The 23614-nt window shown below is 44.2% G+C and carries 18 protein-coding genes and 1 pseudogene; 14 read left to right on the forward strand and 5 right to left on the reverse strand.

Annotated features, from left to right (window positions below; genetic code table 11):
• The first annotated feature begins 58 nt into the window (after positions 1–58).
• From OCV36_RS06160 to OCV36_RS06170, 3 genes are all read left to right on the forward strand, one after another.
• Positions 59–1597: a L,D-transpeptidase family protein gene (locus tag OCV36_RS06160; RefSeq protein WP_135454716.1), complete on the forward strand. Its 1539-nt coding sequence runs from the start codon at positions 59–61 to the stop codon at positions 1595–1597.
• A 199-nt stretch (positions 1598–1796) separates the two neighbouring features.
• Positions 1797–2345, forward strand: coding sequence for a YcbK family protein (locus OCV36_RS06165; RefSeq protein ID WP_102456685.1), 549 nt, complete (start codon positions 1797–1799; stop codon positions 2343–2345).
• Positions 2346–2444: 99 nt separating this feature from the next.
• A complete protein-coding gene (locus tag OCV36_RS06170) occupies positions 2445–3098 on the forward strand; it encodes an MBL fold metallo-hydrolase (RefSeq protein WP_102456686.1) in 654 nt (217 codons plus the stop codon).
• Positions 3099–3277: 179 nt separating this feature from the next.
• Here OCV36_RS06170 and OCV36_RS06175 read toward each other — a convergent pair whose 3' ends face one another.
• Complete coding sequence (locus OCV36_RS06175) at positions 3278–4039, reverse strand: DUF2982 domain-containing protein (RefSeq protein ID WP_135454718.1); 762 nt, start codon at positions 4037–4039, stop codon at positions 3278–3280.
• A 220-nt stretch (positions 4040–4259) separates the two neighbouring features.
• Between OCV36_RS06175 and OCV36_RS06180 the strand changes: the two genes are divergently transcribed.
• From OCV36_RS06180 to OCV36_RS06220, 9 genes are all read left to right on the forward strand, one after another.
• Positions 4260–4652, forward strand: a complete 393-nt coding sequence (locus tag OCV36_RS06180; protein ID WP_004740184.1) for a hypothetical protein — start codon at positions 4260–4262, stop codon at positions 4650–4652.
• A 599-nt stretch (positions 4653–5251) separates the two neighbouring features.
• Positions 5252–6346, forward strand: coding sequence for a TRAP transporter substrate-binding protein (locus OCV36_RS06185; protein WP_102553391.1), 1095 nt, complete (start codon positions 5252–5254; stop codon positions 6344–6346).
• Positions 6347–6626: 280 nt separating this feature from the next.
• The gene (locus OCV36_RS06190) at positions 6627–7184 is read left to right on the forward strand and encodes a TRAP transporter small permease subunit (RefSeq protein ID WP_135454777.1); all 558 of its coding nucleotides are present in this window, start codon (positions 6627–6629) and stop codon (positions 7182–7184) included.
• A 9-nt stretch (positions 7185–7193) separates the two neighbouring features.
• Positions 7194–8477 carry a TRAP transporter large permease gene (locus OCV36_RS06195; RefSeq protein ID WP_135454719.1) on the forward strand — a complete coding sequence of 428 codons (1284 nt, stop codon included), beginning with the start codon at positions 7194–7196 and terminating at the stop codon, positions 8475–8477.
• A gap of 104 nt (positions 8478–8581) precedes the next feature.
• Complete coding sequence (locus OCV36_RS06200; protein ID WP_102553388.1) at positions 8582–9937, forward strand: cache domain-containing protein; 1356 nt, start codon at positions 8582–8584, stop codon at positions 9935–9937.
• Positions 9930–10568, forward strand: coding sequence for a response regulator transcription factor (locus OCV36_RS06205; protein WP_017072956.1), 639 nt, complete (start codon positions 9930–9932; stop codon positions 10566–10568). Before OCV36_RS06200 ends, OCV36_RS06205 begins: the two co-directional genes overlap by 8 nt.
• 169 nt (positions 10569–10737) lie before the next feature.
• The gene (locus tag OCV36_RS06210) at positions 10738–12336 is read left to right on the forward strand and encodes a BCCT family transporter (protein WP_004733394.1); all 1599 of its coding nucleotides are present in this window, start codon (positions 10738–10740) and stop codon (positions 12334–12336) included.
• A 271-nt stretch (positions 12337–12607) separates the two neighbouring features.
• Positions 12608–14179, forward strand: a complete 1572-nt coding sequence (locus OCV36_RS06215; protein WP_004733395.1) for a BCCT family transporter — start codon at positions 12608–12610, stop codon at positions 14177–14179.
• A 298-nt stretch (positions 14180–14477) separates the two neighbouring features.
• Positions 14478–16361: a methyl-accepting chemotaxis protein gene (locus OCV36_RS06220; protein ID WP_017083880.1), complete on the forward strand. Its 1884-nt coding sequence runs from the start codon at positions 14478–14480 to the stop codon at positions 16359–16361.
• Between the two features lie 83 nt (positions 16362–16444).
• On the opposite strand, the gene OCV36_RS06225 is transcribed toward OCV36_RS06220, so the two are convergent.
• The 4 genes from OCV36_RS06225 to trxB form a co-directional block, all read right to left on the reverse strand.
• Positions 16445–17851, reverse strand: a complete 1407-nt coding sequence (locus tag OCV36_RS06225; RefSeq protein WP_135454721.1) for a hypothetical protein — start codon at positions 17849–17851, stop codon at positions 16445–16447.
• A gap of 246 nt (positions 17852–18097) precedes the next feature.
• Complete coding sequence (gene cydC / locus OCV36_RS06230; protein ID WP_135454723.1) at positions 18098–19819, reverse strand: heme ABC transporter ATP-binding protein/permease CydC; 1722 nt, start codon at positions 19817–19819, stop codon at positions 18098–18100.
• Positions 19812–21596, reverse strand: coding sequence for a heme ABC transporter permease/ATP-binding protein CydD (cydD, locus tag OCV36_RS06235; protein WP_108110084.1), 1785 nt, complete (start codon positions 21594–21596; stop codon positions 19812–19814). Before cydD ends, cydC begins: the two co-directional genes overlap by 8 nt.
• A gap of 161 nt (positions 21597–21757) precedes the next feature.
• A complete protein-coding gene (gene trxB / locus OCV36_RS06240) occupies positions 21758–22717 on the reverse strand; it encodes a thioredoxin-disulfide reductase (protein WP_004733400.1) in 960 nt (319 codons plus the stop codon).
• A gap of 285 nt (positions 22718–23002) precedes the next feature.
• On the opposite strand from trxB, the pseudogene OCV36_RS06245 reads away from it, so the two are divergent.
• Both OCV36_RS06245 and OCV36_RS06250 read left to right on the forward strand, forming a co-directional pair.
• A pseudogene (locus tag OCV36_RS06245) lies at positions 23003–23140 on the forward strand (regulator); the annotation flags it as partial.
• Positions 23141–23437: 297 nt separating this feature from the next.
• Positions 23438–23590: a hypothetical protein gene (locus tag OCV36_RS06250; RefSeq protein ID WP_167853003.1), complete on the forward strand. Its 153-nt coding sequence runs from the start codon at positions 23438–23440 to the stop codon at positions 23588–23590.
• Positions 23591–23614: the final 24 nt, after the last annotated feature.

Genomic DNA, 23614 nt, shown 5'->3' on the forward strand with positions numbered 1-23614 from the left:
ACATGCTTACTCCAATTTCTTTGCCATACTTATGAGATGATTGGTGATGGGGTTAAGCATGTTAGCGAAATACTTCTGTGGATTATTGGTGTTAGTTTCTGTGCATGCATGGAGCTATACGAGTTCTGACGAGAGCCGATTTATCCCGGCTGATTCAGAACTCTCTTTCATGCTCATTTATCCTGAGCTTACTCAGAGCATTTACCAAGACTCTTCTCTTCCTATCCTTTGGGATTCGCCTGAACTTGTTAAGGCGTTTGAATTCCAATTGTCACTTATAGAACAAGCGCACATGGCGCCACTTTTTGATAGACAACTTAAACAAATCCGTCAGTATCAATCCCGCGGTCAATGGCAAGAGTTGGACGTTCTTTTAACCGATACCTTCATCTACTACTTAAGTTACGTTGAAAATGCGCCACTAATGGGAAAGGAATGGTACTTTTCCGGAAAGCTACATTCCAAGTTGCCCGCGCCTTCTCCTCATATTCTGATGAGATTAAAAAGCAGTGTTTCCGATGATTATTTATTGGAGATGGTGTTGTCCTACGCTCCGCCTGTAGGGGATTTTGACCAATTTAAGGCGACCTACTCAGTCTTAGAAACCGCATCGGAACTTTCCATCGAACGATACAAACAAAAAGGCTTAAAGCGCTTGGGCGATGAGCTTTCAGACAAGGCTGTTCTTGTGGAACGCATAGCTTTAGTCGGTGTCGACACGTCGTTGGTCGCTGTTGACTTTCCTAAGTTCGATCGTGACCTAGAAAGTGCAATTAAATCGTTTCAACAGATGCATGGCCTTACGGCTGACGGGATCATTGGGCCAGATACGATCAAGTGGATCAATATGAGCTTCGATGATCGATTGAACTCATTAGCTTTGAATGCAGAACGCGTTCGCTTGTGGCCAAGAGACCGAGATTCTCTCATCGTGGTTAACGTGCCCAGCTTTGATATGAAGTATTGGGAAGATGGCGAAGAGGTATTTGAATCCAAAGTCGTCGTGGGTAGAAAGTCTCGAAAAACGCCGCTTTTAGAGATAAACCTAGATTCGGTCATTCTAAATCCGACTTGGAATGTGCCATGGAAAATCATGGTGAAAGACATTTTGCCTAAGGTGAAAGCGGACGAAAGCTATCTAGAAACACACAATTTCCAAGTGATTGACGGTTGGCGCACGATGGAAACGGTTGATACGACAGATATTGACTGGCAGACCATTAATTTCAATTCGTTCCCATATCGAATGCGTCAACAGGCCGGCTCGCGTAATGCGTTAGGTTTGTACAAGTTCAATACACCTAATAAGCGTGCGATTTATTTGCACGATACGCCAAGTAAAGGTCTGTTTAATGACGACTTTCGTGCTTATAGTTCAGGTTGTATACGAGTCGAACATGCCGAACAACTGGCTGAGTTACTGTTCGCGACCAAGGTCAGAAAGGTTCCTAATCAAGGTGGCGACTTAGCGCCTAATACCAAGGTGCGACTCAAGAAGCGAATTCCAGTGCATATCATCTATCAAACCGTGTTGTTTGAGGAAGGGGGCATACAGTATCGTGGTGACATCTATCAATATGATAAAGAGGGTGGTTAATTATCAGTGAACCCAATAAGGGTGATCTTGACCAAAAAATGACAACCAAGCTTTTACTGATAAAATTATAATGTGTATCAATAACTAACCGTGAAAAGGTTACAAATAGTAACCTATTGAGCGGTTTTCGTACGTTGACGCAGCAATTCTCATTATGTATCGTGCATTTTTCGTTCGATCTAATTGGTTTTTTTGCTGTATGTCTCAAAGTTTATTTTCACGCCGTCAGTTTCTGACTTACGCTGGTGGTACCGCTGTTGTCGCCTCAATCACACCCTCTATCGCTTTTGCTTCATACCCAGATCAGCCAAGAACGATCAGCATGAACAATCTTCACACTGGTGAAAGGTTAGAAACCTGCTATTTCGATGGTACTAACTATGTTGGTGATGAGATGGCTCGACTAAGCAAATTGTGTCGTGACTTCCGTCGCAACGAAATCCACCCAATGGACAAAAACCTGTTTGATCAGATCACTCAGATTCAAAATGTTCTAGGTATTCAAAAAGAAGTTCAGATCATCTCTGGTTACCGCTCTCCTGCGACTAATGAAGCATTGCGATCCAAGTCGAGTGGTGTAGCGAAGAAGAGCTACCACATGTTAGGCAAAGCGATCGATTTCCGTATTGATGGCGTTAACCTAAAAGAATTAAGAGACGTCGCCAAAAGCCTGAACGCGGGTGGTGTCGGTTATTATGCACGTAGCAACTTTGTCCATATAGATACTGGTCCAGTACGTAGTTGGTAGCGTTGAGCTGAATTTGCGAGCGAATGCTAGGTACTTGTCAAAGTAGACATCCAATGTCATAGTTTGCCCAAATTTCAGTTCGCCCTCTAAGGTTTGTATATGTCTCTTAAGTATCAAGTTGTGCCTGTTACCTCATTCTCTCAAAATTGCTCGATTGTGTGGTGTGATGAAACCATGGAAGGCATCGTTGTCGATCCGGGCGGTGATGTTCAGCAGTTAGCGGCTATCATTGAAGAGTTAGGTGTTAAAGTGGTGAATTTGGTACTGACACACGGCCATTTAGATCATGTTGGTGGCACGGTTCCACTTGCTGAGATCTTGAAGGTTAATATTGTTGGCCCACATAAAGCTGATAACTTTTGGCTTCAAGGCTTAGAGAATCAAAGCCAGATGTTTGGTTTCCCATTGTGTAAAGCTTTTGAACCAAATACTTGGTTAGAAGAGGGTGATAAAGTCACTTTTGGTAACCAAGTTATCGATGTGATTCACACTCCTGGTCATACTCCTGGCCACGTTGTGTTATTCAGTGATCAGGCGCGCATGGCGTTTGTTGGCGACGTTTTATTTAACGGTGCTATTGGTCGTACGGATTTCCCACAAGGTGATTTCAACACACTGATCGCTTCAATCAAGACTAAGCTTTGGCCATTAGGCAGTGACGTAACATTCGTCCCGGGTCATGGCCCTGAATCTACATTTGGACGTGAACGAGCATCAAACCCGTTCGTTGCAGATGAAATGCCACTATATTAATTAAGTCTTTGACTAAAATTCGATTATTTACGTCAAGTGCCAGCTTGTATTAAACGAACGATGGTCTTGAACGATATATTGCAAATGAAGTGAAGCTTAGCTTTTATTCCGAAAGCTAAGCTTTTCTACTTTCTACTTTCTACTTTCTACTTTCCATTTTGCGTACGAGCGTTTTGGTTTTAGTTAGGAATGCTCTCGGCTGCAGCCAAGTAACGTCGAGCCAATCCAATAAACTCTTCCCCACTCATATTCAAATCTTGAGTTGATATGAAAATATCATAACCGTGAAAGCCTCTTTGATACTTCATTCGGTTGGCAAGCATTGCTTGTAACCCTGAGTAATCTTTAACAATCACATTTTCAGGATTGGGTTGAATCTGTGACTTACTCGTATCTTCTGGGTCTCTATTTTTACTCTGTTCCACACAACCACTCTCTATACAACGAGTATGGTAATGCGATGAGTCGAGAACCATATCTTCAAAGTTTGACTCTTTACCCGCTTGCTTGGCGCCCAGGTACAAAAGTGCTCGCTGGCTCAGCAATAATTCGCAGGTTATTTTGGGGCAGATAGAGTCAAGGTAGGGCGAGTAATCTTTCATTTTAATGCCCACCCAAGGGAGAGGTTGATGCCACCCCTCTTGTTCGTAAGTACATAGGCCAATCTTTTCAATATTGCTCCACTTTAAAACCCAGCCACCTTTATAAAAATGCTGTTGAAAGTGAGTGGGGGTGAGCGTGAACATTACTCTGCTACGCAGCATCAAATAATAGCCAGTGCCCAAAAGCGCGCTAATGCAAAATGCGCCCACGATCAGTAACTTTGGATTGTCACTGTATAGAGCAATGATTAAGCATACGAACCCCAAAATGACAGCGACAATTCGGTATGAACGTGTGAAAGCAGGCAAAGAGAAATTTGTAAGGTGACGAGTGTCCATAGGCAACACCAAGTTTTCATATTTTTGTCTGGATGGATAACCAGTGTATATGACCCTGAATTGATAAGTCGATGTTTAAATAATAGACGTTAGTAGACAATATCGGTATTTTTCGTCGACTTTCGGCGCTTCACTCTACAAATAGCTCCTGTTTTTTGGTATAAATCGCGCTTCAAATTTTCACCACTGCGAAAAGAGCAGTGAACTGGAGAAATATTCAATGAGACTTGCTCATAAGCGTAAGGTGCAGGCTAAACTGCAGAAACGCACTAAAGCGGCTGTAGTTAAAGCAGTGGCAACGCCGAAAAAAGCGAAGCCTGTCGCAGAGAAAGTTGTAGCAGAAAAAACTGTAGCAGCAAAACCAGCGGTAGAGAAGACAGTAGCAGCAACGAAAGAAGTTGCAGTAGCACTGACTCCTAAGCAACAACAAGTTCTAGACATCGTTGTTAGCAATGCTGAAGGCATTAACCCTAAAGGTATCGGCCTAGCAGCTGGTCAAGAAGACGCGAAAGCAGCTTCATGGGCAACAGGCGCATTGAAAAAACTTCTTGAAGAAAACCTAGTAGCGAAAGAGCAACTTGCAGGTAACAAGGTTATCTACAAAGCTATCTAATCCCGCGGGATGACATTCGCTTCGTTAAGTTTTTAAGCCTCGATTTTCGAGGCTTTTTTGTATCTGACGGATCATGTTAATCCCAAATCCAAATCCTAACCCCCTAAACTCATATTCATATTCAAACCTAGCATTCGAACCTAGCCTAAGAAGCCTTATTTCCAATCGGCTGACCCCTTCCGTTATTCCTCTGTCTTTCGCGTGTCCGATGTTTCGAATCAGTAAGCACCAAAGTAGGGCGTCTGATTCTGTGAAACCTTGATTCTCATGGATTTAATGCATTCAGGTGCGTATTTGATCTGTGGTGTGAATAGAGCCTCATCACGAAATGGCAATCAATTGTTAACGGTATTTAATTATTAATACTTAGGTACTTATCAATAAGCATTCTCCTGATGAATAGAGTAAGTCCTTTAAAACCGATATAACTCAATTATTTCCTACGTAGTTCTACGTAATCCTTTGGTCTAATACGCAGTTTGTGTGGGCCTGTCGTGCGTGCTCTCCCTGATATCTTGTCGCGTCATCACGGTGCACTCTTATGTTGAATCATAAAAAATGCTCATAGAAAGAGTGTTAACCCAACAAAGGACGTGAACATGAGTCTCATCTCTAACTCCCTCACACGAGTTTTTAAAAACGTTGCGGTAACTGCAGCGGCTTGTTTAGCTTTGGTCGCTACTGGTGCAACAGCTGCTGATAAGGTTTACCGTTTAAAGCTTGCAGAGACATGGGGACCAAACTTCCCTGTCTTCGGTGACGCAACGAAGAACATGGCTGCGATGGCTGAGAAAATGTCTAATGGTAGACTTCAAATCCGAATCGATTCAGCAAACAAACATAAAGCACCGCTTGGCGTATTTGACATGGTTAAATCTGGTCAATACGACATGGGTCACTCAGGCTCTTATTACTGGAAAGGTAAAGTTCCAAACACTCTTTACTTCACTTCTATGCCTTTCGGTATGACGCCTGCTGAGCAATACGCGTGGTTCTATCACGGTGGTGGTATGGAGTTGATGGATCAGGTTTACTCTCCACACAACTTGATGTCGTTCCCGGGTGGTAATACTGATATTCAAATGGGTGGTTGGTTTCAAAAAGAGATCAACAGTGTTGAAGACCTACAAGGCTTGAAAATGCGTATCCCAGGTTTTGCTGGTGAGATTCTGGCAGAGCTAGGTGCGAAACCAACAAATATTGCACCGGGTGAGCTATACACTTCTCTAGAGCGTCGCACAATCGATGCGCTTGAGTGGGTAGGCCCATCACTGGATTTACGAATGGGCTTCCACAAAATCGCACCTTACTACTACACAGGTTGGCATGAGCCGGGTTCAGAGCTTCAATTCCTAGTGAACAAACGTACATGGAACAAGTTGCCTGAAGACCTACAAGAAATCCTGCGTGTTGCAATGCGTACCGCTGCTTACGATATGTACACGCAAGCAACGCACGAAAGTGGCAAGAACTGGGTTTCAATGAAAACAGAATACCCAGACGTACAAGTTAAAGATTTTCCGCCAGAAGTTATGGCTGCATTGAAAGAAGCAAATGATCGCCTGCTCGCTAAGCATGCTGAGAAAGATGCATTGGCGAAAGAGATACAAGCTTCACAAGCAAGCTACCTAGAACAAGTTCGTTCATGGACGGATATTTCACACAGAGCTTATTTAAATAGCCAAGCGAAATAGTCGACTGTTGTTGAACTAAAGATAAATGGACCCAAAGCAAACGTACTGTTGTATCACTTGTGCCTGAGGGCTTAAGTATCTAAGTATCTAAGTATCTAAGTATCTAAGTATCTAAGTATCTAAGCAGATAAGCAGATAAGCAGCGGGTTCATTTTAACCATAATAATTAAGCAGGATAAATCCTGTAATACGCTCAAGAACCCTTTCTACGTCGTGCATCTTGTTAGCGCTACTCGTTGAAGCTGCACTAACTCTAATACGCGATGTCTTTTCAAATTCCATGGAGTCGGGAATGCGAAGTCTAATTTATATTGAACGCCTATTTAATCGTATCGGTGATGCACTGGGATGGCTTTCCAGTATGTTGTTTATCCTTCTTGTTGCTAACGTTGTGTATGACGTTGTGATGCGATACGCCTTTAACGATGTGTCTATCGCCTTCCAAGAGATGGAATGGCACCTTTTCTCAGCCGTATTTTTGCTAGGTGTTCCTTATGCCATCAAAGCCGGTGGCCACGTGCGAGTTGATGTTTTTTACGAACAACTCAGCTTCAAGGCACAAGCGATTATTGACCTAATAGGCACCGTTGTCTTCCTGCTTCCTTTTTGTTTGCTGGTTGCTTGGTTTGGAATCGATGTTGCGAAAGAAAGTTATAACCTCGGTGAAACGTCGGGCGATCCCGGAGGCCTTCCTTACCGATGGATCATTAAAGCGATGATCCCACTTTCATTTTTCTTGATGGCACTCAGCGGAGTCGGTTTGATCCTGCATTCACTGAACAAAATTTTTAATCCGCATCTTATTCATGCAAATAACATTCATACAAATAACAAATAGAGGCTGAACATGATTGGAATAGTAATGTTTTTCGTAGCCTTGTTTGCACTTTTACTTGGCTTCCCGGTCGCGTTCACGTTTGGTGGTATCGCGTTAATCTTTGGTGTTTGGGCTGAGGGCATCGAAATGTTCGCCTTCATGCCATATCGAATTCAATCGATCATGGAAAATACGGTGCTGATGGCCGTTCCATTGTTTGTTTTTATGGGCCTTGTTCTACAAAAGACCAAGCTTGCTGAGCAGTTGCTTGAGTCAATGGGTCGATTGTTTGGTGGTGTTCGAGGTGGTATTGCTATCTCGACGGTGCTGGTGGGCTCGCTACTTGCCGCATCAACGGGTGTCGTTGGTGCTTCTGTGGTGGCAATGGGGCTTATCTCTCTGCCCGTTATGCTCAAGTATAACTACGATAAAGGCTTAGCCTGCGGCACCATCTGTGCTTCTGGCACCTTAGGGCAAATCATTCCGCCATCCATCGTATTGATTTTATTGGGTGATGTATTGGGTGTACCGGTTGGGGACTTGTTCCAAGCTGCGATTTGGCCGGGTGTGATGCTAGTGGGTGCTTACATTGTTTATATCTTGATATACGCGAAACTCAACCCTGAATCGGCTCAACCGATTGAGCGTGATGACTCCATTAGCCGTAAGCAAGAAGTGTTTAATGCGCTTAAAGCGATTGTTCCACCTTTAGCGCTAATCATTGTTGTATTGGGCTCTATCTTTGCTGGTGTGGCAACGCCGACCGAATCGGCGGCGCTAGGTGGTGCTGGTGCATTGGTACTTGCGCTGTTATACGGTCAGTTTAGTTGGTCGATGGTGTTTGCTGCGTCGAAAGAGACAGTTAAAGTGACCGCGATGGTCTTTGCTATCCTGCTAGGTGCAACGGCATTCTCGATGGCGTTTACTTACACGGGTGGTGATTACCTTGTTGAAGAGTGGATGCTGCAACTGCCAGGAGAAAAGTGGGGCTTCCTGATCATCACCATGTTGGTTATTTTGATTCTGGGCTTTTTCATCGACTTCGTAGAGATCTGTTTCATCATCGTGCCAATCATTGCACCTGTGGCTGAACTGATGGGCATCAACATGACATGGTTTGCTATCCTTATCGCAATGAACCTACAAACCTCATTCTTAACGCCACCATTTGGCTTCAGTTTGTTCTATTTGAAAGGGGTTGCACCGAAAGGCGTCACCACTAAAGACATCTACCGAGGCGTGATGCCGTTCATTCTGATTCAAATCCTTGTGCTTGGATCACTTCTCGCTTTCCCATCTTTCTATGGAATGTGAGTGAAGCCTAGAATGTGAATGATATGTTTCAACGGTTAACTATAAATTGCTAAAATAAAACGGCTTATTGGTGTTCAATAAGCCGTTTTTTGTGAGGAAAAGGAATGCCTCTAAAAGCTAAGCTGATTTTGCTGACGCTACTCCCGTTGCTGCTTGTAACGGCGAGTATTAGTTGGATCTCGTTACATCAAACCAAAACGTTGGGTGCTAAAGAAGTTGAGATCTTCAGAGACAGCCTAATCAAGGCTCGTGAAAACGCCCTCAAAGACACTGTTGACCTCGCATTTGATGCCATCGAACATATCTACAACGACCCTGATATCCAAGAAGCCCAAGCCAAAAGAGAAGTTCGAACCATATTGTCTAAACTTAGATATGGCTCCGATGGCTATTTCTTCGCATACGACCGTTACGGAACCAATTTGGTTCATCCGATCCAGCCAGAATTGATTGGACAAAATCTACTTCAACTTCAAGATGAAGATGGCGATTTTCTAATCGAAGCGTTGTTGAAAGAGGCGCAAACCGGAGGAGGATTCCACCAGTATTTGTGGCAAAAGCCCTCGACAGGGGAAGTGGTCTCTAAGCTGAGTTACGCCGCTTGGTTAGAGCGTTGGGATTGGATGATTGGCACGGGTTTATACATTGAAGATGTGCACCAAGAAGTCGCCTCGATGCAGGCTGCGATAAACAAGAATATTGAAACCACGTTCTTTTCCATTGTGGTCATCCTGAGCGTGACCGTCGCGGTCATTATCGTGCTGACCTTAGCGATTAACATGCACGAGCATCGAATCGCGGATAACAATTTAAAAGAGCTCGCCCATAAAACTGTGATGTTTCAGGAAGACGAGAAGAAGCATTTAGCGCGAGAACTACACGATGGAATCAACCAGTTATTAGTATCGAGTCGTTGCCACTTAGAGCTACTTGGTAATAAGTTACAAAGTGAAGACCTCAAAGCGCATTTGAATAAGTCGCAGCATTCCTTGATGCGAGCGATCGAAGAGGTAAGGCACATCTCACATCAACTTCGTCCAAGTTCATTGGATGATATTGGTTTAGAAGCGGCGTTGTCTTCGTTGCTATTGGATTTTCAGGCGCACTCGGGCATTGAAGTGGAGACCTTGTTCAGCACTCAACCCGGAAAGTTGAAATCAGAAGCGGCGACGACCTTGTATCGAGTGGTGCAAGAATCTTTGAACAACATAGAAAAGCACGCCCAAGCGACTAAAGTGACGGTTATCGCGCAGCAAATTGGCAATGTATTGCAACTACTGATTCAAGACAACGGTGTGGGTTTCAATACTTATAAAGCGATGGAAAAACGAGGGATCGGTCTGCGTAATATGAGAGAGCGGGTGGAGTTCATTGGTGGTGATTTTGAACTGATGAGTGAGATTGGCCTCGGAACGGAAATTACAGTGTTACTGACACTAGAGGGATTAATGAATGAGTGAAGTTATTCGAGTTGTGATCGCTGACGATCACCAAGTGGTACTGGATGGCTTTATGGCGAGATTGGAACTTGAGCCAGATATTAGCGTGATAGGTACGGCCAGTAATGGATTAGAAGCGGTTGAGGTCGTTAAATCTCTGCGCCCTGATGTGGTGTTGATGGATATCAGCATGCCTATAATGAATGGCATTGACGCCACCCACCTGATTAAAGAAGAAGACCCGGAAGCGAAGGTGTTGATGCTGACCATGCATAACAACCGTGAATACATCATGAAAGTGATGCAGTCGGGTGCAGTCGGCTATATGTTGAAAGAGATTTCCGCGGAAAAGATGGTACAGGCGATTAAAACGGTGAACCAAGGTTCGACCTATTTCTGTGAAAAAGTAACACAGAATTTGTTCACACAGCCTATTACTCCCACGCAATCTGTAAAGAATCCATTGAGCAGGCGTGAAGAAGCAGTGTTGAAATTGGTGGCGAAAGGGGAGAGCAGTAAAGAGGTCGCAAAGGCGCTGAATATCAGTTATCGAACCGTCGAAACTCATAGACAAAACATTAAGCATAAGCTGGATATTCACTCTACGGCAGAGCTAGCTAAATATGCTGTTAATTCTGGGCTTGTGGAGTGATCTTACGCTAAATTACATTAAATGTGTAATTTAATTACTAAAGTTGTAATTTATGCCTGATTTTTGGCGGTTTTTTTAGTATTTTTGCGACAGGTTGATATCCTTCTTTTCGAAATTTAAGCGCCGAATGCAATGTTGCAAACTGTGCGCTACAAATTAGAGAGGAAACATGGAGCCTGTAAAAGATAGGTATAGTATTGAAAATACCGATTATACAGTAGGACAAGATAACGTTCAGAAATGGGGTTTTGACGTCCATAACCCGGTATTTGGAATTAGTGCAGGAGCGATCATTGTCTTCTTGGTTGCACTTCTAGTCGCAGATCCAGAAACCGCAAAAGCGGCACTGGATGGAATCAAATGGAAAGTCATCGGTAACTTCGATGGTTTCTTCATGTGGGCAGCTAACATCTTCGTTATCTTCTGTTTTGCCCTCATTGTCTCCCCGTATGGCAAGATACGTATTGGTGGCAATGATGCCAAAGCAGAGCACTCTAACCTGTCTTGGATGTCGATGTTATTCGCCGCAGGAATGGGTATTGGCCTGATGTTTTGGGGTGTAGCTGAACCCGTCGCTTACTTTACTGGTTGGTATGAAACACCGCTCGGTGTTGAAGCTTATTCTCCTGAAGCAGCTAAGTTGGCATTAGGTGCAACCATCTACAACTGGGGTCTTCACGGTTGGTCGATTTACGCTGTTGTTGCTCTAGCCCTCGCTTTCTTCACATTCAATAAAGGCTTACCGCTTTCAATTCGCTCAATCTTTTACCCACTATTAGGTGATAGAACTTGGGGTTGGTTTGGTCATATTGTTGATATCGTTGCGGTATTGGCAACACTATTTGGCCTTGCAACATCATTGGGCCTAGGCGCACAACAAGCGACAAGTGGTATTAACCATGTGTTTGGTACCGATGGTGGTATTGGCATGCAGCTAGTTGTTATCGCAGTGGTTACTTTCTTAGCAACAATGTCAGTCATTCGCGGCATTAACGGTGGTGTAAAGGTTCTGAGTAACATCAATATGTTGGTTGCTTTGGGTTTACTTATCTTTGTGACGATCGCTGGTGGTATGGCGGGTATTAAAGCAATCCCAACCGCGCTAATGGGTTACATTGAAAACTTTATTCCTCTAAGTAATCCTCATGGTCGTGATGATGAAACTTGGATGCAAGGCTGGACGGTATTCTACTGGGCGTGGTGGATGTCTTGGTCTCCATTCGTAGGCATGTTCATCGCTCGTATCTCTAAAGGTCGTACTATTCGTGAATTCATCGTCGCTGTATTGTTCATCCCAACGACAGTAATCATCATCTGGATGGCTATTTTCGGTGGTATCGCGATTGATCAAGTGGCGAACAAGGTGGGTGAGATAGGCGTGAATGGTTTGCAAGATATTACGCTTTCTCTATTCCACACTTATGATGCGCTGCCAATGAGTTCTATGCTTTCTGTAGTATCGATTGGTTTGATTATGGTGTTCTTCATCACCTCGTCAGATTCAGGCTCATTAGTTATCGACAGCATTACTTCTGGCGGTAAAGTTGATGCTCCTGTTCCTCAACGTGTATTTTGGGCGTTGATGGGCGGTGCGATTGCAGCCGTTCTATTGTGGGTTGGCGGTACGGAATCCATTCAAGCACTGCAAGCTGGAACGGTATCAATGGCGCTACCATTTGCGTTCATATTATTGCTTATGTGCCTAAGCTTATTGTTAGGTTTACGAACTGAAAATCAATTAGTTAACCAGCAAAATGCTTTGAGCTAAAAGTATTTTCTGAATAAAGGTCGACAGGGTCGGCCTTTTTTTCGTCATATACTTAAGTGATTTCGTGAATTTTGTTGGAAAATTAATCGAACCGATTCTGGTTTACTGAAAACAATAAGTTAACCTGCTAAACTTCAGACATCCAAGTATTTGAATTATTGTGACAACAGCTTGTACTACTTGGATTGTATGTTCGAGTTTGTGATTAAGTCGCAGGTAAGTAAGGAATACGAGGTCAATAGACCCTATTAGTATTCCGTAGAGAGGGATAATGACTAAAGGTATAGATAAATACAGTATCGACAGTACGGATTACACTGTCGGTCAAGATAACGTCCAAAAATGGGGTTTTGATGTTCATAACCCAGTATTTGGTATCAGTGCAGGACTTATTGCTTTGTTCCTGATCGGTATTCTGATTACAGATACCGCTTCAGCAAAGGCAGCATTAGATGGCGTTAAAGGCCAGATCATCAATTCGTTTGATTGGCTTTTCATCTGGTCGGGTAATGTTTTCGTTGTTTTCTGCTTAGGCTTAATTGTTTCTCCGTATGGTAAAATCCGCCTTGGTGGTGTTGATGCGACGGCAGATTACTCATTCTTCTCTTGGCTATCGATGCTGTTTGCCGCAGGTATGGGTATCGGCCTAATGTTCTGGAGTGTGGCGGAACCCGCTGCTTACTTCACGGGTTGGTTTGAAACCCCGTTAGGTGTTGAACCAAATACACCAGAAGCTGCTAAGTTGGCGCTAGGTGCAACCATGTATCACTGGGGTCTACACCCTTGGGCGATTTATGGCGTAGTAGCACTGTCACTTGCGTTTTTCTCTTACAACAAGGGATTGCCTCTTTCTATTCGTTCTATTTTCTACCCAATCTTGGGTGATAGAGCGTGGGGTTGGGCTGGTCACATTGTTGATATTCTGGCGGTTCTTGCAACGCTGTTTGGTTTGGCGACGTCGCTGGGCTTAGGTGCACAACAAGCAGCAAGTGGTATTCAACATGTCTTCGGAATCGAGGCAGGCTTAGGGTTACAAGTTGTTGTTATTACCGTAGTAACGTTATTAGCGGTCGTGTCAGTGCTTCGCGGTATTGATGGCGGCGTTAAAGTTATCAGTAACATCAACATGTTGGTTGCTTTCCTACTGCTTATCTTAGTGGCTCTAATCGGCTATGCGGTGAGTTTAGGTTCTATCCCAACAACCTTTATGGCATACGTTGAAAACATCATTCCTTTGAGTAATCCTCATGGTCGTGAAGATGAAGCGTGGATGCACGGTTGGACGGTATTCTACTGGGCTTGGTGGATTTCATGGTCACCATTCGTAGGTATGTTTATCGCGCGTGTTTCTAAAGGCCGTACGGTTCGTGAGTTCATCACAGCGGTTCTGATTGTTCCAACGACTGTTACTATCATTTGGATGTCAGTATTTGGTGGCATGGCGATTGACCAAATCGTGAATAACGTTGGTATCCTTGGTCAAGATGGTTTGACTGATGTATCACTAGCGATGTTCCAAATGTTTGATGCTCTACCGTTCGGTACGCTGCTATCAATCATTGCGGTTATCTTAGTTCTAGTATTCTTCATTACGTCGTCTGACTCAGGCTCTCTAGTAATCGACAGCATCACCGCAGGTGGTAAAGTTGATACGCCTGTACCTCAGCGTGTGTTCTGGGCGTTCCTAGAAGGTGCAATTGCAGTAGCTCTATTGTGGGTTGGCGGTACTGAAGCAGTACAAGCTCTACAAGCGGGCGCAATCTCTACGGCATTGCCATTCACCATCATTCTATTACTGATGTGTGTTAGCTTGCTAATGGGTATGCGCACCGAGAAACGATAGACTGATCGTTAATCGACTTTCCATTTGGTTGAAGTCGAATATAAAGTAAAAAGAAAGGCAGAAGAGGAAACTCTCCTGCCTTTTTTGTATCTATTTTACAGTCTAGAGAACAGTATATTTCGATGGAATTACCTTCAAAATAACGTCTTAAATTTGGCGATTAGCCAAGTAATTGACATTCGATAAGCCAATGGTTTGCTTAAAATTATATTACGTTATTAAATTATAAAATCGCTCGAATTTAATACTGATATTGGGTAGTATGCGCGAGATTTCCCACTACTCGTGAAACTTTGACATGAAACTAACACTTAAGCAGAAGTTAATAGGTGCTAGCCTATCTGCTGTTGTCGTTATGGCAACAGCGTTAACTTGGTTATCAGCAAACCAATTATTTGAACAGACTCGTAACGGCGTATACCTGCGAGCTGAAAGCGTATCAGAAGCAGCATCTGAAGGTATTAAAAACTGGATTGATATCCGCACCGATATCGCATCAGCATTTAATGACTTTTCACGAGAGGATGATGTTGTTCCTTTCCTTAAGCAAGCTCGTGTAGCGGGTGGCTTTGACGATATCTTTTTAGGTACTCCAGAAGGCGGAATGTACCGTTCACACCCTGAACGTAATCGTGCTGGTTACGATCCTCGTCAACGTCCTTGGTACCAAGAAGCAAACGCTGCAGGTAAGCAAATCATCACAACGGCTTACCAAGATGCGATCACCAAAGCATTGCTAGTAACGATTGCAGAACCTGTGCGTCATAACGGCAAACTTGTTGGTGTAGTGGGTGCAGACGTACTTATCGACCAACTAGTGAACGATGTAATCAGCCTTGATGTTGGTGACAATGCGAACGCAATGCTAATTGATGCCTCTGACGGCACATTCCTAGCACACCCAGATTCTGCACTGAGCCTGAAGCCGGTAAGCCAGCTTTCAAACGACATCTCTATGCCAATTATCGAGAACGCAGTGCGTACGGGTAGCATCGAGATCATCAAAGAACGTGGCGCTGAGAAGCTGCTTTACTTCACGAAGGTGCCTAACACTAACTGGATCTTCGCGGTTCAGATGGACAAAGCAACAGAAGAAGCGAACCACTCAACACTACTTACTCAGTTGATCACAACGGCTGTCATTATTACGTTAATCGTAATCGTATTAGTGTCTTGGTTAGTGAGCTTCCTATTCCGTGATTTGAACCGTGTTTCAGCGGCACTTGAAGAAATTGCTTCAGGTGAGGGCGACCTTACTCAACGTCTTGAGCCTAAGAGCGATGACGAGATTGGTAAGCTTGCTGAAAACTTCAACCGTTTTGTAGGCAACATGCACACCATGGTGATCAAGCTAAGCGAAGTATCTGCTGCGCTAGGTAACCAAGCACGTCAAACGGCTTCTCAAGCTGAAGAACGTAGTGCTCGTATCCAAATGCAACAAGACGAGATCAACATGGTAGCAACAGCCGTTAACGAAATGGCTGCAGCGACACAAGAGATCGCGGGTAACGCTGACCACACAGCACAGAATTCATCTGAAGCGGTTGGCGCGTGTGAGCACGGTACTGGTCAAGTGACACAGACTCAAAGCTCTATCCAAAACCTTGCTCAAGAAGTTCAAATCGCAACTAACGTGATCCTAGAACTTGAAGAGCACGGCAACAGCATCAACGCTATCTTGTCTAACATTCAAGGTATTGCAGAACAAACGAACCTACTTGCACTTAACGCCGCTATTGAAGCAGCACGTGCGGGTGAACAAGGTCGTGGTTTCGCGGTTGTAGCTGATGAAGTTCGAGTTCTGAGCCAACGTACACACGGTTCAACGCAAGAGATTCAGCAAACGATTGAGTTGCTACAAGGTACAACAGGCAAAGCGGTTAGCATCATGAACGATAGCCGTAGTCTTGCTGAAACCAGTGTTGATGACGCGAACTCAGCGGCTGCAAGCCTAACGCAAATCCATGCTGCTGTTGAACGCATTAGCGACATGGCAACACAGATTGCTTCTGCTGCAGAAGAGCAAGCGTCAGTAACGTCTGAGATTACTCGTAACACTGAGGGAATCCGTGACGTATCTAACGAGCTAGCAGACGAAGCGCACCAAGCTGCAGAACAAGCAGCTCAGCTGTCTGAACTGTCTCACGAGCTAGAAAGCGAAATCAGCCGCTTCAAGCTGTAAGCGCTAATAGGTAATTTGAAAGCCGAATGTGATTATCACATTCGGCTTTTTTGTGCGTGCTAGTTAGAGTTATGAATCCCTAACTAGTTGTTAGGATAGCCTGGGAATTTAGCTTTAAAGGCAACTCGCTTAGGGAAGTGCTGCTCCATAAATTTAACCATCGCAGGGTCGTTCGCTTGCAGCTCAGTGAAAGTCGCAGAACTTAACTCTTGTGCGTTGTAACCCTTAAAGTTGAGGTCGTAGTAGGCATACAGAGAATAGGCTAGGTACTCTTGATCGTATGACTCAGCATCTAGATCAGCTTCGACAATTGTTGAGTCTTTACCGTTTGGAAAGTAAGAGCCTGCAAGAATCGCTTTCTCATTGAGTACATCTAACTCTTTTTGCATCACACTCCATTTCGATGAAGATGATTGTACTGCTAAGTTCATCACGCCGTAATCGTGAACAAAGTGAATAATCTCTTCAAACGCAGCGTCTCGTTGAGTGACTAGATCCGGTTTATTCTCGCCTGTTGTTGTGTCAGTAGTTTCAGTCGCAAACAGATCTTGGAAGCGGTAATTTTCATCTAAGAAGTCGCCGCCATCTCTGTCAGACCAATCTTCATCATAAAAGAATCCCATGGTCGCTTTGCTGTCGTAAATTGCCTTAGTCACTTCTGCTGGAAAGCTATCAAGGTAGTACTCCATGATGTTTTTAACGTGAGCGACCTTTGCTTCGGAATTGTTTACAGATTTGTCTTCAATTAATAGTGGGATCTTATAGCCATGAGCTTCTACGCAAGTTCGTTGCTTGATGCCATTTGTAAGCAGCTCCCCCGTTGTATTTGAGATAACAGAACAGTCAGTTGTAGGCACTCGTGAGAATGTCTTTGAGGCGCTTTGAGCGAAGGATGGAACAAATTGAATACCATTGCTCAGAGTGTTGCCAACTCGAACGTAGAGGTTCATTGGCCTTTGATCTGTTATATCAAATTTAATTGAACTGTTGGCGTCGATAAAATCGTTATCGATAGTTATCGTATCTGTGTTTTGCCATAAAACAACGTTGTTTATATTGTTCTCAACTTCGGCGATAGCAAGGTCTTCAGGAGTCGATGTTGACCTAAAGTCTTCGTAGTAAATACTGAAATTTTCAACATTAAACGTTTTACCCGCAGAGTTTGTTGCTGTCACAGAGAAGGTAATATCAGCATCGTTTTGGGTTTTGTAATTGCGCTCAGGAACACCGTGAACTTGTGCGAAGCTGCCGCTAGATTTTAGATTATTACCATACTGAGTAATATCAATGTTCACGTTTTTGTCTGTACCCGCAGCAAGCGACTTCACGCTGAAATGCAGTGAGTAATTGCTTCCTAAGCTAACAACGGATGTTGCGCTTGATGCATCGATGACATTCTTTGACGCGCTAGTGTTATTGCTGTCGCTGCCGCCGCATGCAGTGAGCATCGTAGTCAGAACAAGAGTTGGAATAGTGAGTTTGTATACCATAGGGAACCAAGTTATCTGCAAGCTATAAAGCCAACATGTTACTAGAGATGGTATTTCCTATTCGTAAGGCTTTGTAAGCTATGTACTGGCTTTTGTAAGTTGCGTATTAATAATGCTTACAAATGAATGGCTTGTTATTTATTGATATTACTAGGTCGGTAGCTGCTCGATACTAGAATCACAGACACAAAAAAGCCCGAGTATAAACTCGGGCTTAGAATGGTTTTCTTTATAACTTATGAGGAGCTAGATTGCCTGACGAAGTTGGAAATAACGTCCTGCTTCGTTTAACAGTTTCTCATGAGAGCCGTGCTCAACAATCTCGCCTTGTTCAATCAGAACGATGGAGTCCATCGATTCCAGACCAATCAAACGGTGCGTGATGAAGATAACCGTCTTGCCTTCAAAGTGCTTCTCGAACAGCGTCATGATGCTGTGTTCTGTTTGCTTATCTAAGCCTTCTGTTGGCTCATCTAGAAGCAGGATAGGAGCATCATGAAGAATCGCACGTGCGATGCCAATACGGCGCTTCTCACCACCAGACAGTTGACGACCACCGTCACCTAACCAGCTATCAAGTGCGTTATTCTCAAGCAGCTTTTCTAGGCCAACATCTTTTAGGATATTCGCTAAGTGATCATCGGTTGCTTCTGGTCTTGCAATCAACAAGTTGTCACGCAAAGTGCCATTTAGAATGTCGACACGTTGGCTTACTACACTGATTGATTCACGAAGTTGTGATTCGTTCCACTGCGTCAGTTCAATGCCCGCGATTGAGATGTAACCCTTGTTAGGATCCCAGTAGCGAGTCAGAAGCTGAATTAGAGTCGATTTACCAGAACCCGTTTGACCAACAACCGCAACCTTGTGTGTGGCAGGAATCGTTAGGTCGACAGCGTTCAGAACATTGCGCTCAGAATCAGGGTAGTTGAACGTCACGTTTGAGAACGTAATATCAAGCGGCTTGTTGATGTCGAGTTTCTCTTCAGCAAACTGAACTTCAGGCTCTGACAGAATAACTTCGTTCAAGCGACGTGCTGAAGACAGAGTTTGACCTAAATGCTGGAACGCACCTGCAATTGGCATTAATAGCTCGAAGCTTGCCATGGTTGCGAATGCCATTAGCGCGATGAACGGGTCTGGTGCATTACCACCCACACCGTCAGCCGCAAGCCAAAGCATAAGAACAAGCGTCAGACCGTTGAACAGCATTAGTGCTGCTGAAGCCATACCGGTTAGGTTAGCATTCACAAACTGATTAGCCATCAGCTTGCGTTGCGTTTCTAGAATGGCATTACGGTAACGCTCTTCAGCACCGAACAGAGTCAGTTCGCTGTAGCCTTCAATCCAATCTAGCGTAGTCACACGAAGATCAGCTTTGTTCTGTGTCAGTTCACCACCGTTACGTTTACCCAATTTGTAGAACAAGATTGGCCAAACCAAAAGCATGATCAGAAGGATAGAACCTAAGATTAAACCTAGTGAGCTATCGAACCACATCAAGAACAGAGTCAGGAAGAAGATCCCGAACACACCCACCGTCACAGGGCTTACTAAGCGCAAGTACACGTGATCCATGGCGTCGACATCAGCAACCAAGCGGTTCAGAAGATCAGCATCACGAAGGTTTGAAATACGACCTGGGATCAGCGGAGCCAGCTTCTTGAAGAAGAAGATGCGCAGATCAGTTAATAGCTTGAATGTTGCATTGTGGCTAACAACACGTTCACCCCAACGACCCGCAGTACGGCTCATTGCCAAACCACGTACACCACCGCCCGGTAGCATGTAGTTGAAGGTTTCTCGTGCAATCGTAAGGCCAGCAACCGCAGAAGCTGAAATGAACCAGCCTGATAGCGTTAACAAGCCGATAGAAGCCGACAGAGTAGCAAAAGCCAATAGCATGCCTAGCGATAGGCCAAACCAATGCTTTTTATAGAGTTTCAGGTAAGGCAGTAAATCACGCATCTAAATTACCCTTATTATCTTGTTGAGCTAAGTTCGCGTTCAGCATCTCTTCGAACAAACCACCCGCAGTTGAAAGCTGAGAGTAATGACCTTGTTCAACCAGACCACCATCGCGCATCACCAGAATATTATCGACTGATTTAAGAGGAGCGAGTTGGTGCGTCACAAGTAGGGCAGTGCGGTTTTCAATATTGCTATTGATGCCTTTCATCACTAACTGTTCGCTACGAGTATCTAGGCTGGCTGTTGGTTCATCTAATAACCAGAACTGACCGTCTTGAATCATTGCGCGAGCCAGAGCCAAACGCTGAGATTGACCAACAGAAAGGCCGCCAGAGCGATCAGAAATCATGTAATCCAAGCCGTGCTCGTTTACAAATTCGCTAGCAAATGATTGCTCAAGTGCATTCTCGACAACTTGGTCAGCAATATCGTGCTTACCGAGAGTGACGTTGTCACGAATGCTGCCGTGCAGTAGCAACGGGTTTTGACCAACCCAGCTAATGGTTTTACGCCAAGAGGCTAAGTCGAGGTCACGCAATTCAATGCCATTGATTTTCAAGCTTCCTTCATAAGGCATGAAACCAAGAATAGCGTTAATCAAACTTGTTTTACCCGCACCACTTGGGCCAACTAACGCAGTCGATTGGCGAGTGTTCAGTGCGAACGAGATAGGACCAACTAATTGAACACCTTCAGGGCTTAACACTTTTAGGTCGGTAGCTTCAATATTGATGCCTTGAGCTGAATCGAGTTGAGTGTTACCTGATTTAACCTTAGTGATGTCTGTTTCTAGGAACTCGACAATACTTTCGGCTGCGCCAACCGCTTGTTGCTTCGCGTGGTAGAAAGTACCTAAATCACGCAGAGGTTGGTAAAACTCTGGCGCTAAGATAAGGATAAACAAACCTGCAAATAGCGTAATGCCTGCACCGTAGTGGCCGAAGTTCAGCTCACCAATGTAGGTGAAACCAAAGTAAACCGCGGTCATCGCGATAGAGATCGACGTGAAGAACTCAAGTACCGCAGAAGACAAGAAAGCGATTTTCAACACATCCATGGTACGCGTTCTGAACACTTCAGATGCACCTTTAAGTACTTCTGTTTCAGCGTTGGTGCGATCAAATAGACGAATAGTCGTCATTGATTGCAAACGGTCGTAAAAGTGACCTGAAAGACGCTGCAGCGCTTTGAAGTTTTTACGGTTTGCATCAGCCGCTTTCATACCAACAAGTGCCATGAACATCGGCACCAGTGGAGCTGTAATCAAGAAGATCAGTCCTGCTGCCCAGTTTACTGGGAATACCACCACCAAAATAATGAATGGAATCATTACCGAAAGAGACATCTGAGGTAAGTAACGAGAGAAGAAGTCTTGCATGTCTTCTACTTGTTCTAGCAACAGCGTTGCCCACGTACCGGCAGGTTTACCTTTAATGTAAGCAGGGCCTAACTCACGTAACTTATCAAGGATGAGTTGCCTTATGTAGACCCGGATCTGTTCACCACAGCGATAACCTGCGATTTCACGTCCCCATGTACAGCCAGCACGGCCAACGACCGATAATGCCAAGCCTGCGAAATGACCAACCAGTTCAGATTTATCGACATTCTCGATGATCAGCTGGTGAAGAATAGAGGCGAGAAGAGCTGCTTGAGCAATTAAGAACACGCTTGAAAGTACGCCAAGGCTAATCGCAATCATAAGCCAGCGTTTCGCTAACTTACTCTGTTGCTTAAGCCACTTGTTCAAGCTGCGTTGTTTTTTCTTATCCATTATGAAGGCTTAATGATAATTATTATTTGTTGAGGGCGGCTAGTATACAAAAGAAAGCCCAGTGGATATACCACTGGGCTCTAGGGATTTACAACAAAATGTGATGATGCCCTGCATCTACTGAGGCGAGAGCACCGATAATCAAATCTGCAATCTCAGATTTACTTATCGTTAAGGCCATCTAGGAAGCGTTCAGCATCCAGTGCAGCCATACAACCTGTACCAGCAGAAGTGATTGCTTGGCGATAGTTGTGGTCCATTACATCACCTGCAGCAAACACACCTGGGATGCTAGTTTGTGTTGCGTTACCTTCAAGACCAGACTGAACGATGATGTAATCATCTTTCATATCCACTTGGCCTTTGAAGATTTCAGTGTTTGGTTGGTGACCGATAGCAATGAATGCGCCCATTACCTCGATGTCTTCCGTCTTATCAGACTGAGTATCTTTAATGCGAACGCCCGTTACGCCCATATCGTCGCCTAGAACTTCGTCTAGTGTGCGATCAGTGTGAAGAACAATGTTGCCGTTCTCTACTTTGTCCATCAAACGTTTCACTAGGATCTTTTCAGCGCGGAACGTGTCACGGCGGTGAACTAGGTGAACTTCAGATGCGATGTTAGACAGGTAAAGTGCTTCTTCAACAGCGGTGTTACCACCACCCACAACTGCAACTTTCTGGTTGCGGTAGAAGAAACCGTCACACGTTGCACAAGCAGAAACGCCGCGGCCTTTGAATGCTTCTTCAGAATCTAAACCTAGGTACTTAGCTGATGCGCCCGTTGAGATGATCAATGCATCACACGTGTACTCGCCAGAATCGCCTTTAAGACGGAAAGGGCGGTTAGATAGGTCGACTTCGTTAATGTGGTCGAACAGGATCTCTGTTTCAAAGCGCTCTGCGTGCTCTTTCATGCGATCCATTAGAGCTGGACCCGTTAAACCTTCAGCATCACCCGGCCAGTTTTCCACTTCTGTTGTGGTTGTAAGCTGACCACCTTGCTGCATACCGGTAACCAGTACTGGGTTTAGGTTTGCACGAGCAGCGTAAACTGCAGCTGTATAGCCAGCAGGGCCAGAACCAAGAATCAATAAATTACAGTGCTTTACGTCGCTCATGAGGACTCCGAAATTGAAATTGTTTTTATTTATAATCGCTTAGGATTGTATGGAAAATATGGAGGCAATAAAAGGTTAAACAAGGGCTGAAGTGTAATTAATCGTTATACGTTAGAACTTAATGAAGACAAACGTTTTCGTGGCTGGAAGATTGGTCAAAACACGTAAAGGTTTTGGGGCTTTGGAGTGTTGGGCTATGGCTGTGTTCGGTTGAATAGATGAGGTATCACTCCCTTAATCAAACTTACCTCTCGTTGGTTTGAAATCGACTTTGAAGAAGCTTGTAGGCCTACAGGCCAAGTAGTTAGGCCACAGCAAACATTGGCAGGGATTGCACTGTTGGGGATTCAATCTGAATTGGAGATCCGGACATCAACGCATCTGTTAAAAGTCGCTAGGGCATTAGCTAAAATCATGAAATAAAAAAAGCTCCGGTCGGAGCTTTATAATTTACATACTACGTCGTTAACTTTACGCCACGTAGATAAGAACTCAAAGAGACCGTAAATTAAGGTGTAAAAGCCAATCAATAGAAAAAAATTGTCCCAGTTGAGCTTGAAGCTAGTCTTCAAAAACCAAGAAAACATATCATTTTCGGGCATGAAAATAGAAAACACCATAAATATACAACTCGTGATTAAGGCTAAACCTGTGGTTGCGAGGTTTTCCATCAGCGGGTGGTACAAGTTGGTGCTCTTCATGTTGGCGATGAGTTGATTTTTGGAATTAGAAGAAATAAAAGTTATCGATGCCATTACAAATCCAAACAAAATACCAGCTACAGTAGCCAATGGGCTAGCTATAGCTATGATTCTGTCGTGTGTTGGCTCTGCAGTAAAAGTGAGTACAGGGCATATAACAACAGCACTGTAAAATAACTTCGATTTACTAAACTTA

Origin of the sequence: Vibrio echinoideorum, assembly GCF_024347455.1 — a bacterium.
Classification (GTDB): Bacteria; Pseudomonadota; Gammaproteobacteria; order Enterobacterales; family Vibrionaceae; genus Vibrio; species Vibrio echinoideorum.

What these genes read in the sequence shown, in the direction of transcription:
- OCV36_RS06160 (WP_135454716.1), top strand. Translation starts at nt 59, where the DNA reads ATGTTAGCGAAATACTTCTGTGGATTATTGGTGTTAGTTTCTGTGCAT.
- OCV36_RS06165 (WP_102456685.1), top strand. Translation starts at nt 1,797, where the DNA reads ATGTCTCAAAGTTTATTTTCACGCCGTCAGTTTCTGACTTACGCTGGT.
- OCV36_RS06170 (WP_102456686.1), top strand. Translation starts at nt 2,445, where the DNA reads ATGTCTCTTAAGTATCAAGTTGTGCCTGTTACCTCATTCTCTCAAAAT.
- OCV36_RS06175 (WP_135454718.1), bottom strand. Translation starts at nt 4,039, where the DNA reads ATGGACACTCGTCACCTTACAAATTTCTCTTTGCCTGCTTTCACACGT.
- OCV36_RS06180 (WP_004740184.1), top strand. Translation starts at nt 4,260, where the DNA reads ATGAGACTTGCTCATAAGCGTAAGGTGCAGGCTAAACTGCAGAAACGC.
- OCV36_RS06185 (WP_102553391.1), top strand. Translation starts at nt 5,252, where the DNA reads ATGAGTCTCATCTCTAACTCCCTCACACGAGTTTTTAAAAACGTTGCG.
- OCV36_RS06190 (WP_135454777.1), top strand. Translation starts at nt 6,627, where the DNA reads ATGGAGTCGGGAATGCGAAGTCTAATTTATATTGAACGCCTATTTAAT.
- OCV36_RS06195 (WP_135454719.1), top strand. Translation starts at nt 7,194, where the DNA reads ATGATTGGAATAGTAATGTTTTTCGTAGCCTTGTTTGCACTTTTACTT.
- OCV36_RS06200 (WP_102553388.1), top strand. Translation starts at nt 8,582, where the DNA reads ATGCCTCTAAAAGCTAAGCTGATTTTGCTGACGCTACTCCCGTTGCTG.
- OCV36_RS06205 (WP_017072956.1), top strand. Translation starts at nt 9,930, where the DNA reads ATGAGTGAAGTTATTCGAGTTGTGATCGCTGACGATCACCAAGTGGTA.
- OCV36_RS06210 (WP_004733394.1), top strand. Translation starts at nt 10,738, where the DNA reads ATGGAGCCTGTAAAAGATAGGTATAGTATTGAAAATACCGATTATACA.
- OCV36_RS06215 (WP_004733395.1), top strand. Translation starts at nt 12,608, where the DNA reads ATGACTAAAGGTATAGATAAATACAGTATCGACAGTACGGATTACACT.
- OCV36_RS06220 (WP_017083880.1), top strand. Translation starts at nt 14,478, where the DNA reads ATGAAACTAACACTTAAGCAGAAGTTAATAGGTGCTAGCCTATCTGCT.
- OCV36_RS06225 (WP_135454721.1), bottom strand. Translation starts at nt 17,851, where the DNA reads ATGGTATACAAACTCACTATTCCAACTCTTGTTCTGACTACGATGCTC.
- cydC (WP_135454723.1), bottom strand. Translation starts at nt 19,819, where the DNA reads ATGCGTGATTTACTGCCTTACCTGAAACTCTATAAAAAGCATTGGTTT.
- cydD (WP_108110084.1), bottom strand. Translation starts at nt 21,596, where the DNA reads ATGGATAAGAAAAAACAACGCAGCTTGAACAAGTGGCTTAAGCAACAG.
- trxB (WP_004733400.1), bottom strand. Translation starts at nt 22,717, where the DNA reads ATGAGCGACGTAAAGCACTGTAATTTATTGATTCTTGGTTCTGGCCCT.